This is a genomic window from Bacillus sp. B1(2022) (genome assembly GCF_040259625.1).
Lineage (GTDB): Bacteria > Bacillota > Bacilli > Bacillales > Bacillaceae > Bacillus > Bacillus velezensis.
Genome location: NZ_JANIFO010000006.1, coordinates 38,663 through 51,438, shown reverse-complemented (window position 1 = coordinate 51,438; position 12,776 = coordinate 38,663). Strand labels below are relative to the sequence as shown.

The 12,776-nt window shown below is 48.5% G+C and carries 11 protein-coding genes; 4 read left to right on the top strand and 7 right to left on the bottom strand.

Annotated features, from left to right (window positions below):
- Positions 1–22 precede the first annotated feature (22 nt).
- The 3 genes from srfAC (at position 23) to NQS30_RS12190 (ending at position 6,042) form a co-directional block, all read left to right on the top strand.
- A complete protein-coding gene (srfAC, locus tag NQS30_RS12200; RefSeq protein ID WP_032866972.1) occupies positions 23–3,859 on the top strand; it encodes a surfactin non-ribosomal peptide synthetase SrfAC in 3,837 nt (1,278 codons plus the stop codon).
- 19 nt (positions 3,860–3,878) lie between these two features.
- Entirely contained in the window at positions 3,879–4,610 is a 732-nt protein-coding gene (gene srfAD, locus NQS30_RS12195; RefSeq protein ID WP_012116775.1) for a surfactin biosynthesis thioesterase SrfAD, read from the top strand.
- A gap of 121 nt (positions 4,611–4,731) precedes the next feature.
- Complete coding sequence (locus tag NQS30_RS12190; protein ID WP_012116776.1) at positions 4,732–6,042, top strand: aminotransferase class I/II-fold pyridoxal phosphate-dependent enzyme; 1,311 nt, start codon at positions 4,732–4,734, stop codon at positions 6,040–6,042.
- 34 nt (positions 6,043–6,076) lie between these two features.
- Here the strand turns inward: NQS30_RS12190 and NQS30_RS12185 are convergent, their stop codons facing one another.
- Together NQS30_RS12185 and NQS30_RS12180 are read right to left on the bottom strand one after the other, a co-directional pair.
- Entirely contained in the window at positions 6,077–6,472 is a 396-nt protein-coding gene (locus NQS30_RS12185) for a YcxB family protein (protein WP_015239136.1), read from the bottom strand.
- Between the two features lie 139 nt (positions 6,473–6,611).
- Entirely contained in the window at positions 6,612–7,574 is a 963-nt protein-coding gene (locus NQS30_RS12180) for a DMT family transporter (RefSeq protein ID WP_163113839.1), read from the bottom strand.
- Between the two features lie 118 nt (positions 7,575–7,692).
- On the opposite strand from NQS30_RS12180, the gene NQS30_RS12175 reads away from it, so the two are divergent.
- Entirely contained in the window at positions 7,693–9,003 is a 1,311-nt protein-coding gene (locus NQS30_RS12175) for an aminotransferase-like domain-containing protein (RefSeq protein ID WP_007609335.1), read from the top strand.
- On the opposite strand, the gene NQS30_RS12170 is transcribed toward NQS30_RS12175, so the two are convergent.
- From NQS30_RS12170 to tcyA, 5 genes are all read right to left on the bottom strand, one after another.
- On the bottom strand, positions 8,998–9,672 hold the full coding sequence (locus NQS30_RS12170) for a 4'-phosphopantetheinyl transferase family protein (protein WP_024084876.1): 675 nt from the start codon (positions 9,670–9,672) through the stop codon (positions 8,998–9,000). The two genes, NQS30_RS12175 and NQS30_RS12170, sit on opposite strands and share 6 nt — an antisense overlap.
- A 98-nt stretch (positions 9,673–9,770) precedes the next feature.
- Positions 9,771–10,418, bottom strand: coding sequence for a YczE/YyaS/YitT family protein (locus tag NQS30_RS12165; RefSeq protein ID WP_007609337.1), 648 nt, complete (start codon positions 10,416–10,418; stop codon positions 9,771–9,773).
- 81 nt (positions 10,419–10,499) lie between these two features.
- On the bottom strand, positions 10,500–11,243 hold the full coding sequence (gene tcyC / locus NQS30_RS12160) for a cystine ABC transporter ATP-binding protein TcyC (protein ID WP_025284215.1): 744 nt from the start codon (positions 11,241–11,243) through the stop codon (positions 10,500–10,502).
- A 12-nt stretch (positions 11,244–11,255) separates the two neighbouring features.
- The gene (locus NQS30_RS12155; protein WP_003156375.1) at positions 11,256–11,960 is read right to left on the bottom strand and encodes an amino acid ABC transporter permease; all 705 of its coding nucleotides are present in this window, start codon (positions 11,958–11,960) and stop codon (positions 11,256–11,258) included.
- Positions 11,947–12,744: a cystine ABC transporter substrate-binding lipoprotein TcyA gene (gene tcyA, locus NQS30_RS12150; protein WP_020955311.1), complete on the bottom strand. Its 798-nt coding sequence runs from the start codon at positions 12,742–12,744 to the stop codon at positions 11,947–11,949. The genes NQS30_RS12155 and tcyA overlap by 14 nt, the downstream gene beginning before the upstream one ends.
- Positions 12,745–12,776: the final 32 nt, after the last annotated feature.

Genomic DNA, 12,776 nt, shown 5'->3' with positions numbered 1-12,776 from the left:
ACAGAAGGGGGGAGCGGAGCAGATGAGCCAATTCAGCAAAGATCAGGTTCAGGACATGTATTATTTGTCGCCGATGCAGGAGGGAATGCTGTTTCATACTCTCCTGAATCCCGGCCAAAGTTTTTACATCGAACAAATGACAATGAAAGTAAAAGGCAGCTTGAATATCAAAAGCCTTGAAGAAAGCATGAATGTGATCATGGACCGGTACGATGTATTTCGTACCGTGTTCATTCACGAAAAAGTAAAAAGGCCGGTCCAAGTCGTATTGAAAAAACGGCAGTTTCAAATAGAAGAAATCGATCTGACACATGTAACGGACAGCGAGCAAACAGCCAAAATCAATGAATACAAAGAACAGGATAAGATCAAGGGCTTTGATTTGACGCGGGATATTCCGATGCGGGCAGCCATTTTCAAAAAATCGGAAGATAGCTTTGAATGGGTGTGGAGCTACCACCACATCATTTTGGACGGCTGGTGCTTCGGCATCGTCGTGCAGGATCTGTTTAAGGTATACAATGCCCTGCGTGAACAAAAGCCGTACAGCCTGCCGCCGGTCAAACCGTATAAAGACTATATCAAGTGGCTTGAAAAGCAGGATAAACAAGCATCACTGCATTACTGGCGCGGGTACTTAGAAGATTTTGAAGGACAAACGACATTTGCGGAGCAAAGAAAGAAACAAAAGGACGGCTATGAGCCGAAAGAGCTGCTCTTCTCACTGCCGGAGGCGGAAACAAAAGCATTTACCGAGCTTGCAAAATCGCAGCATACCACTTTGAGTACGGCGCTTCAGGCGGTTTGGAGTGTATTAATCAGCCGCTACCAGCAGTCCGGCGATTTGATCTTCGGCACAGTCGTTTCCGGGCGTCCCGCAGAAATCAAAGGCGTTGAACATATGGTCGGGCTGTTTATCAATGCTGTTCCGAGGCGGGTGAAGCTGTCTGAGGATACCACATTTAACGGCTTGCTCAAGCAGCTGCAGGAGCAATCGCTGCAGTCTGAGCCGCATCAATATGTGCCGCTCTATGATATTCAAAGCCAGGCCGATCAGCCAAAGCTGATTGACCACATCATTGTGTTTGAAAATTATCCGCTTCAGGATGCAAAAAATGAAGAGAACAGTGAAAACGGCTTTGATATGGAGGATGTACACGTTTTTGAGAAATCGAATTATGATCTCAACCTGATGGCTTCTCCAGGTGATGAGATGCTGATTAAGCTTGCCTATAACGGGAATGTGTTTGATGAGGCGTTTATCCTGCGCTTAAAATCTCAGCTTCTCACAGCGATCCAGCAGCTCATCCAGAAGCCGGATCAGCCTGTCAATACGATCAGACTTGTTGACGAAAAGGAAAGAGAGCTTCTGCTTACCGGCTTAAACCCGCCGGCTCAGACTCATCAGGCGAAGCCTCTGACAGATTGGTTCAAGGAAGCGGTGAATGTAAATCCAGATGCACCGGCGCTTACGTATTCCGGCCAGACTCTTTCCTATCGTGAATTAGATGAGGAAGCGAACCGTCTTGCGCGCCGTTTGCAAAAGCAAGGTGCGGGTAAGGACACCGTTGTCGCGTTATACACGAAGCGCTCGCTTGAGCTGGTGATCGGCATTCTCGGCGTATTAAAAGCGGGAGCGGCTTATCTGCCGGTTGATCCGAAGCTGCCGGAGGACCGAATCTCGTACATGCTGGCTGACAGTGCGGCAGCCTGTCTGCTGACACATCAGGAGATGAAAGAAAAAGCGGCTCAGCTGCCGTATACAGGAACAACACTCATCATCGATGATCAAGCACGGTTTGAGGAACAGGCAAGCGATCCTGCAGCCGCAATTGATCCCGATGATCCGGCATATATTATGTATACGTCCGGCACAACCGGAAAGCCGAAGGGCAATATCACGACTCATGCCAATATTCAAGGATTGGTCAAGCATGTAGACTACATGGCATTTTCTGAAAAAGATACGTTCTTATCTGTTTCGAATTACGCCTTTGATGCATTTACCTTTGATTTCTATGCTTCAATATTAAATGCGGCACGGCTCATTATCGCAGATGAACATACACTGCTTGATACAGAACGGCTCACTGATCTGATCCGGCAGGAGAATGTCAATGTCATGTTTGCGACAACCGCACTTTTTAATCTTCTCACCGATGCGGGAGAGGAGTGGCTGAAGGGGCTTCGCTGTGTGTTATTCGGGGGTGAGCGCGCGTCAGTGCCTCACGTCAGAAAGGCGCTTGAGATCATGGGGCCCGGCAAGCTGATTAATTGCTACGGGCCGACTGAGGGCACGGTGTTTGCGACAGCTCACGTCGTGCATGATATACCGGATTCCCTTTCCTCATTGCCGATCGGAAAGCCGATCAGCAATGCCAGCGTTTATATTCTTAACGGGCAAAATCAGCTTCAGCCGTTTGGAGCTGTCGGTGAACTGTGCATCAGCGGAATGGGTGTATCAAAAGGGTATCTGAACCGTCATGACCTGACGAAGCAAACGTTTATCCCAAATCCGTTCAAGCCGGGAGAAATGCTTTACCGCACAGGGGATTTAGCACGCTGGCTGCCGGATGGAACAATTGAATACGCCGGGCGTATTGACGATCAGGTCAAAATACGCGGACACCGGATTGAGCTTGAAGAAATCGAAAAGCAGCTGCAGGAATACCCGGGCGTGAGAGATGCGGTCGTTGTTGCAGACTGCCATGAGTCTGGAGATGCATCAATCAACGCCTACCTCGTGAACCGGACGCCGCTTTCAGCTGAAGACGTAAAGAGGCACCTGAAAAAACAGCTTCCTGCTTACATGGTGCCGCAAACCTTTACTTTCTTAGAGGAGCTTCCTTTAACGACAAACGGGAAGGTCAATAAACGGCAGCTGCCGAAACCGGATCAGGCTCAGGCGGCCAAAGAATGGATCGGGCCTCGAAACGCGACGGAAGAAACGATTGCACACATCTGGTCCGACATCCTCGGCAGACAGCAGATCGGGATTCATGATGATTTCTTCGCGCTCGGAGGCCATTCCTTAAAAGCGATGACGGCAGCGTCGCGCATTAAAAAAGAGCTCGGTACGGACATTCCGGTGCAGCTGTTATTCGAAGCGACGACAATTGCAGACATTGCCGGTTATCTGCTTCACGGTGAAGAAAAAGGAATGAAAGATCTCACCATCATGAATAAAAATCAGTCTGACACACTGTTTGCGTTCCCGCCGGTTCTCGGTTACGGGCTGATGTACCAGCCGCTGGCAAAACAGCTGTCCGGCTATAAAATCTGTGCGTTTGATTTTATTGAGGAAGACAACCGCATCGAACGCTACACAGAGCTGATCAATCAGCTCCAGCCGGAAGGACCGGTCAAGCTGTTCGGATACTCGGCAGGCTGCACGCTCGCCTTTGAAACGGCCAAACGCCTTGAAGCAGGGGGCCGTAAAGTGGAGCGGCTGATCATGGTTGATTCCTATAAAAAACAAGGCGTCAGCGACTTGGAAGGCCGCACCGTAGAAAGTGATGTCCAGGCGCTGATGAAGGTAAACCGGGACAATGAAGCGCTGAATGACGAAGCTGTCAAAGAAGGTCTCGCCAAAAAAACAAACGCGTTTTATTCTTATTTTGTGCATACCGTCAGCACCGGCACGGTCAATGCGGATATAGATCTTTTAACGTCAGAACCGGACTTTGCGATGCCGCCGTGGCTCGCTTCGTGGGAGGAAGCCACGACAGGTGAATACCGTGTGAAAAAAGGCTGCGGCACGCACGCAGAAATGCTTCAGGGGGAATGTCTCGAAAGGAATGCGGCATATTTGCTCGAATTCCTAAAGAAGGAACATCTGAAGCTGACAACTTCACGATAGAAAAGGAGGAAGCCCGCCAATGGTCCAGCTCTTTAAATCGTTCGATACCACAGAAAAAACGCAGCTCATCTGTTTTCCGTTCGCAGGAGGCTATTCCGCATCATTCCGCCCGCTCCACACCTACCTTCAAGGTGAGTGTGAGATGCTTGCCGCGGAACCGCCGGGACACGGAACAAATCAAATGTCCGCCGTTGAGGATTTTGAACAGCTTGTCAGTTTATACAAGCAGGAGTTGAATCTCCATCCCGACCGCCCGTTTGTGCTGTTCGGCCATAGTATGGGAGGCATGGTCGCTTTCAGGCTGGCGCAAAAGCTGGAGCGGGAGGGCATTTACCCGCAGGCCGTGATCATCTCAGCCATTCAGCCGCCGCATGTGGAAAGGAAAAAAGTGTCTCATCTTGATGATGAAAAATTTCTCGCCCATATTATCGAGCTTGGCGGAATGCCGCAGGAGTTAGTGGAGAATAAGGAGGTCATGTCATTTTTCCTGCCTTCTTTCAGATCCGACTACCGCGCGCTTGAAAGCTTCCGTCCGTCTGATTCTCACATCATTCAATCACCCGTCCATATTTTTAACGGGCGGAAGGATAAAAAATGTATCAAAGATGCGGACGGATGGAAAAAATGGGCCGACAATCCCGTATTTCATGAGTTTTCGGACGGCCACATGTTCATATTAAGTGAAACTGAAAAAGTGGCGGAACGAATCTATGAGATTATTAACAGGAGCACTGCAGGCCAATTGTTATAGGATATGACAGACAGCATTCGCTGTCTGTTTTTTGTAACAAAATCTGCCCGCGAGTTTTCTCATTTATCAAAAATTTTATGTTATGATTTGATGGAATATAATTTTGAAGGGATTGTCGTACATGAATGATGCAGCAAAAGAGCTGAACAGAACATTATCTGAAGAAAACCCGCACGTGCTTCATATGCTTTCTGATTTGGGCAGAGAGTTGTTTTATCCGAAAGGGGTGCTGACACAATCGGCGGAAGCGAAAGCCAAGGCCGGAAAGTATAATGCCACGATCGGAATCGCCACCTCACAGGGCGAGTCCATGCACTTTTCCCATATTCAAGAGACACTGTCCGCCTATAACCCCGATGATATCTACGATTATGCTCCGCCGCAGGGAAAAGAGCCGCTCAGACAGGAATGGCTGAAAAAAATGCGTCTCGAAAATCCTTCATTAGCCGGCAAAGACATCAGCACGCCGATCGTGACAAACGCTTTAACACACGGGCTGAGCATCGCCGCCGACTTGTTCGTCAATGAAGGGGATACGCTGCTTCTGCCTGATAAATATTGGGGAAATTACAATTTCATTTTCGGTGTCCGGCGCAAGGCATCCATTGAGACGTACCCGCTTTTTCAGCAGGATGGGCGTTTTAATGCGGCGGGGCTGTCCGAGCTGCTGAAAAAGCAGGAAGAAAAGGCGATTGTCGTGCTGAATTTCCCGAATAATCCGACAGGCTACACGCCGGGAGAAGAGGAAGCGGCAGAAATCGTCAGCGTGATCCTGGAGGCGGCGGAGGCCGGCAAAGAGATTGTCGTGCTCGTAGACGATGCGTATTACAATCTGTTTTACGATGAAACGGCCATTCAGGAATCCATCTTCAGCAAACTCGCCCAAGTGCACGACCGGGTGCTTTGCGTGAAAATAGACGGCGCGACGAAGGAAAATTACGCGTGGGGCTTCCGCGTCGGTTTTATTACGTACAGCACAAAAAGCGAAAAAGCGCTGCGCGTGCTCGAGGAAAAAACAAAAGGAATTATCAGGGGAACGATTTCAAGCGCCCCGCACCCGTCCCAAACGTTTATGCTGCGGGCGATGCAGTCACCGGAATACGAGAAAGAAAAATCGCTGAAATATAACATCATGAAAAAACGGGCTGACAAAGTGAAAGCCGTTCTTGCAGAAAACAAGCACTATGAAGACGTATGGACGCCTTATCCGTTTAACTCGGGTTATTTCATGTGTGTCCGGCTGAAAGACATAAACGCCGGCGAATTGAGAGTATCGTTGCTTGAAAAGAGAGGAATCGGGACGATATCCATTAATGAAACCGATTTGCGAATCGCATTTTCATGTGTTGAAGAAGAACACATCGCGGATCTGTTCGAAGAAATTTATCAAGAAGCAAAGCAGCTGCAGAAACAGGCGGAAATATCAGGCTGACAAAAAAGGAGGGGGACACCCTCCTTTTTGTCTTTTATTCTGTTACATTTACTTTCCCATTCACATTTTCCCGGAGCATTTGCCTGAAAACGGCGATATCTTTTTGCGAATAGAAAAGTCGTTTCGGCAGCAGAAGTGTTCCGTAACCCGATGTTTGTAATCGAAACATATCTTTGTGCTCCCTAGCCGAGAGCAGTTCATCCCATTCAAAAAGAATGCTTGCGTTTTTTTGTTTTTGGCTGATTCCGAGCTGATGAATCGTAATACTTCTGGCAGATTTCAGCCGCTGATTCGTTTTGTATGTTCTGTAAAGACGGAAGAATGAGATTGCCGTTGCGATCACCGTGACTGCCAAAGAGAGAATCACAGCTGCAAGGAAATTCAGGAGAGCTCTGACGCCCCATGTGCCGCCTGTAACCGGGCCGTTCATTCAAAACAGATGGCAGAAGCCAGCAGCATAATCAAAAAACAGACAGCCGCGGATTTTCCTTGATGATAAGCAAAGTGTTTTCTTACATCGGCAAATGTTAAGCAGCCCGCGAGATAGATATTTTCATTTCGTGTGTTGATCATATTCCGTCTACGTTTCCTTTCATTTTTTCCCTATGTCGTAATATGCTTTTTTTCCTCCGTCCTGAAGCATTGCTTCCCAAGACTCCGATGACGATACAGACGGCGCCGGCGATATGATACCAGCGGAGTGACTCATGGAGAACGAGGACACCCGCAAGCATCGTCACGATGACGGACAAATTGTTAAAGGCGCTCATCTTAAACGCTTCAATCTTGGACAGCGCGTAGTTTGACATCAATGATGTAATGAGAGAAGACAAAATGCCTAAATACAGAATCGCTGCGATAAAACCGGGATCGCGGAAGGGCAGAAAATACTGCCCGATCGTTCCTTCCGCTCCGTGCCGGAAGAGAGCGATGCAGTTGAAGGAAGCAAAGCCGATCGCAGACATGCACCAGGTCAGCTCACCCAATGAAAAACGCTGGGTCATGCGTCTCGCTGCCGTATTGTAAAGGGCGGAGGACAGCGCGGACAACAGGATCAGGAAAGCACCTTTAAAACTCGCCGATTCCGCGGACACCCCTTTCATTGTGAAAATAAATACCACCCCGGCCACTGACAGGCATGTGAATCCCTTTTGCGCCCATGTCGGACGTTCCTTTAAAAAGTAAGACGAAAACAGCATCGTAAAAATCGGGATGGCGGCTTGAATGATACCGGCTTCCGATGATGAAGAATACAAAAGGCCGAACGCCTGAAAACTGAAAAACAAAGCCGGATATAAAAGGGCCAAAGGCAAGATCGCCAGCACATTCTTCCAGCTGACGGACAGTTTGATCCAGCCGAATAAAACAGGAAGCATTGCACAGATGAAGGCCGCTGTGAACCGATGAGCCAATATATCAAACGGATTGGCGGATTGAAGCGCAATCTTGACAAATATAAAGGAAAAACCGATAATCAGCGCATTTAAAATGGCAGCGAGGTAAGCAGCAGCCAAACGGTTTTGATTAATCATCTTTACGAACTCCTTTAATGAGATCGAGCGCCGGCCGCTCCCTTTTATTGTATGGGAAGGGAAGAAGCAGTACAATGAGAATAATGATAAACTGTACCGGTACAGATGGAGGTTCAGCATGGAAAAGTATATGAACGTGATGATAGAAGTGGAGAGTCTCATTGAAGGCGGCACTTTTCAGGAAGGGGCGCGGCTGCCTTCTATCAGGCAGCTGGCCGAGCGTTTTCACGTCAGTAAAAGCACCGTCATCCGTGCGCTTCAGGAGCTTGAAAAACGGCACATTATTTATGCCGTGCCGAAAAGCGGCTACTATCTTATTAAAAATGACAAAAAGCAGGAGCGAGAACAAACAGGTATCATTGATTTTGCAGCCTCGGCGCCGGACCCTGATATTTTTCCGTACCGCGACTTTCAGCATTGCATCAACAAAGCCATTGATATGTATAAAAATGATTTGTTCATTTACGGCACGCCGCAGGGGCTTCCGTCTTTAATCCGGGTGCTTCAGACGCTGTTATCCGATTATCAGGTATTTGCAAAAGAGCGGAACATTTTTATCACCTCGGGTGTGCAGCAGGCGTTATCCCTGCTGTCTCTGATGCCGTTTCCGAACGGAAAAAAGAAGATTTTAATCGAACAGCCGGGCTATCATCTGATGGTGGAGCAGCTTGAAGCGCTGCGCCTTCCCGCCTGCGGCATTAAACGGACGGCTGAGGGGCTTGATATGGCGGAAGTCGAGCGGCTGTTTCAGACGGAGGAAATTAAGTTTTTTTACACGATGCCCCGATTTCATAATCCGCTCGGCAGCTCTCTGACAGAATGGCAAAAACGAGAGCTTGTCCGATTAGCGGAGGCGTATGACGTTTATTTGGTTGAGGATGATTTCCTAGGAGATTTAGAGGACAATCAGAAGGCAGACCCGCTGTACGCCTACGATCTGTCTTCCCGCGTGATTTATTTGAAAAGCTTTTCGAAAATGATTTTTCCGGGGCTGCGTGTTGGAGCGGCTGTGCTCCCGGATTCGCTGGCCCCGGTTTTCCATACGTATAAAAAGCTGAGCGATATCGACTGTTCGATGATATCCCAAGCGGCCCTTGAAGTGTATATCAAAAGCGGCATGTTCAAAAGGCATAAAGAAAAAATCCGGGCCTCTTACAGAGCACGTTCCGAGCTGCTCCAAAACGCGCTGCAGGAGTACGACGGTTTTTCTGTAAAGCAAACGTCGATCCATACCCATCTCGTGCTGGAGAAAAGCCTTTCCGCTTCAAGAGTTGTGCAGCGTCTGAAAGCGCAAGGCGTGCTGGTGGAGCCGATTGACAGCCATTACCTATCGGATTTTCCGAAAGAAAATATCATCAAACTCAACGTGTCCAACGTCAAGACAGGGGATATCACGCGAGGCATCAAAATGCTGACGGATTGCTTATAACAGCTCTTCATACGTTTTCATCTCAATCCCGTCACAAAAATCGGGATGCGCCGCACAAACGGCCAGCTTATACTCCTCGTCCGCATCATATGTGCGGATGAAACAAGGTTCATGTCCGTCCGGGAGCTCAATGGACACATGGCCGTCGTCTTTGAGGCGGACGCTGAATGAATCAAGCGGCAGGGAAAGCCCTTTTCCGGCCTGTTTGATAAAGCTTTCTTTCATCGACCACAGGTGGTAAAAATAATCGGTCTGCTGATCGGGGTGTTTCGCTTGCAGATCACTGTATTCCGTCGGCGAAAAAAACCGTTTGGCGATATCAATCGTGCCGGGCTTCATTTTTTCAATATCAATGCCGATCGGTTTTGAATCAACGGCGCACACGATCCAGCGACCGGAGTGGGAAATATTAAAGTGCATGTCCGGAAGCGCGGGGATGTACGGCTTTCCGTATTCCTGAACGCTGAATGAAATCCCGGCCGGATCAAGTCCGTAAGCCTTCGCCGCAGCGGTGCGGATCAGCATGTCGCCGATCAAGGTGCGGTGAGCATCCTCCTTATGGTAAAAGCGCCGGCATTTTTCCCGCTTTTCGGCGGACACGGCCGCCATCATCCGATCCTCTTCCCCTGCAGAAAGCGGGCGGTCCATATATACTCCGTAAATTTTCATGTCCAGATCCTCCGTCTGAAAATATTGTCAAAACCATCCTATCATATCAGGCGAAAGCTGTCCGAAAATAAAAAAACAAAACCGTTTCGGCTTTGTTTTTAATGAACGGACGTTGCACGCCCGGAGATCGCGTATGTTAACAGTTTAGAGGACTGCGGCAAAGAAAAACGCAGAATCAGCCCCGTCAAAACAGCCGTAATAATGGTTCCGGCACCGATCGGTCCGCCCATCATCCAGGCTGCGGCAAGAATCGTCAGCTCAATGCCGTTCCGCACCCATTGCACGTTCCAGCCTGTTTTTTCAGATATCAGCATCATCAGAGAGTCCCGGGGGCCCGCGCCAAGCCCTGCTGATACGTAAATACCGACACCGCAGCCGATCAGCAGCAATCCGATAGAAAAACACACGGCCGCTAAGGAAAAAGCGTGCGTCTCAGGAAGCAGAAACGAAAAGAAATCAATAAACATTCCCATCAGCACCATGTTTAAGATAGCGCCGATTTTCGGGAGTGTCCTTGTGAACAGGCAGGTTAAAGCCACGATGACCGCGCCGACCACGATGGACCATTGGCCGACAGAAAGTCCGAAATGCTGAAAAAGCCCATAATGAAAGGCATCCCAAGGGCTGATGCCGAGAGCTTTTCCTTTAATGGTTAACGATACCCCGAAAGACAAAATTAACAGACCGGCAAAATAAAACGTCCAGCGCATCAAGAATTCCCGCTTCAAAGAGGTCCCTTCTTTCATAAAATTTCATTAATTGTCATTGTAGCATAACCGCCAAAAAAAAGAAGAAGCGAAATCAGTGTTTCGCTTCTTCTCCCGCTCCTACAAAGGATTCAGTATACGATTTAAAAACCGCTGCGTGCGTTCTTCTTTCGGCGCGGAGAAAATTTGCTCCGGCGGTCCTTGTTCCACAATGACGCCGCCGTCAATGAAGATGACTTCATCGGCCACTTCCTGCGCGAATTTGATTTCATGGGTGACGACGACCATCGTCCAGCCCTCGTTCGCCAAATCCTTAATCACTTTGAGCACCTCGCCGACCAGCTCCGGATCAAGCGCTGACGTCGGTTCGTCAAACAGCATCAGCTCGGGCTGAATCGCAAGCGCGCGGGCGATGCCGACACGCTGCTGCTGACCGCCGGAAAGCTGGAACGGATATAAATCCATTTTGTCTTTGAGTCCGACTTTTTCCAGAAGCTCCATCGCTTCTTTTCTGACTTGCTCCTTGTCGCGCTTTTGCACTTGAATGGGTCCTTCCATGACGTTTTCAAGCGCCGTGCGGTGAGGAAACAGATGATACGCCTGAAAGACCATGCCTGATTTGCGGCGGAGGCGAAGAATATCAGCCTGCTTCACTTTTTTGGAGAAATCTATTGAAAAATCGGAGAATGCCAGCTCGCCGCGATTGGGGATCTCAAGCGCGTTCAGACAGCGCAGAAGCGTCGTTTTTCCTGAACCGGACGGTCCCAGAACGGCGATGACTTTCCCTTTTTCTATCTCCATATCTATCTTTTTTAAAATTTCATTCTGTCCGAATGATTTATTTAATCCTTTGACGGAAAGCATATCGAAACCTCCTTATTTGGCCACATAACGGTCGAGACGCCGTTCGATCACGTGCTGTACGATTGACAGCAAGAAGCAGATGATCCAATAAATAAAGGCGGCTTCAATATAGATGACCAAGATTTGATCAAGGTTTTGCGCGCCGATTTCCTGCGCTTTTCTGAACAGCTCCGCGACGAGAATCTGTGACGCGAGAGATGTATCCTTGATCAGGCTGATAAATGTATTTGATAATGGCGGAATGGACACGCGAAACGCTTGCGGCAGGATCACGCGGAACAATGTCTTGCGATAGGTCATGCCGATCGTATAACCGGCTTCCCATTGCCCTTTCGGCACGGATGAAATAGATGCCCGGATGATTTCTGAAGCGTAGGCACCCACGTTTAACGAAAACGCGATGACTGCGCTTGGGAAAGGGTCCAGCGTAATATTAAATGTCGGGAACAGATAAAAAATGATGAACAATTGAACGAGAAGAGGAGTGCCGCGCACCGCTGATACGTATACGCTGAACACCCATCTCAATGGTTTCATATTTGACATTCTGGCGAGCGCCGTAATCAGCGCGATGATCATTCCGAAAATAAAGGAAAGAATGGTAAGGGGAATCGAATAATAGATTCCCCCGGAAAGAATCGGCCAGAATGACTGCTGCACCAGATCCCAAGGAATGGCTGTTGCAATCACGGGTTCCGGCATGTTACTTAGAAACATCTTCGCCGAACCATTTTTTCGCTATTTTAGAAAGAGTCCCGTCCTCTTTCATTTCTTTTAACGCTTTGTTGACGTGAGTCACAAGTTCGCCGCTTCCTTTTCGGAATGCGAAATACGTCTGCTGCGGCTGGCCTGCTTCAAACGCGATTTTCACGTTTTTATTGCCGGACGTTTTTAAGTAGTTCAGTACGGCAAGCTTATCGTTGTAAGTCAGATCAGCGCGGCCCTGCTGAATGAGCTGAAGGGATTGCGCCATGCCTTCAACGCCTTCAATTTTCGCGCCGGCTTCTTTCGCTAATTTATTGTAATTGCTTGTTAATGACTGAGCCGCTGTTTTTCCTTTGACATCAGCCTCTTTCGCAATCGTGCTGTCTTTTTTCGTCACGACGACTGCATTTGACGTTGTGTATTTATCCGAAAAATCATATTGGTTCTCACGGCCTGTTTTGCCGACTTGGTTGGCAACGACGTCAAACCGTTTCGCGTTTAATCCGGCAAACATGCTGTCCCATTGCGTTTCTTTGAAGTCAGCTTTCAGACCGAGGCGTTTCGCGACTTCTTGAATCACTTCAACATCATACCCGGTCAGTTTGTCACTCTTTTTATCATGGAAGGTAAACGGTTCGTACGTTCCTTCTGTGCCGACGGTCAGTACGCCTTTTTTCTTGACAGAAGCCCAAAGATCGCCGTCTTTTGACTTAGATCCGCTGTCCTGTGAGTTTCCGCAGGCTGCAAGCATTGCGATGCTGACCATCATGAACAAAGCGAATAATGCTTTTTTCATCTTCTTTATTCCCCACTTTTCTGAGTAGTTTT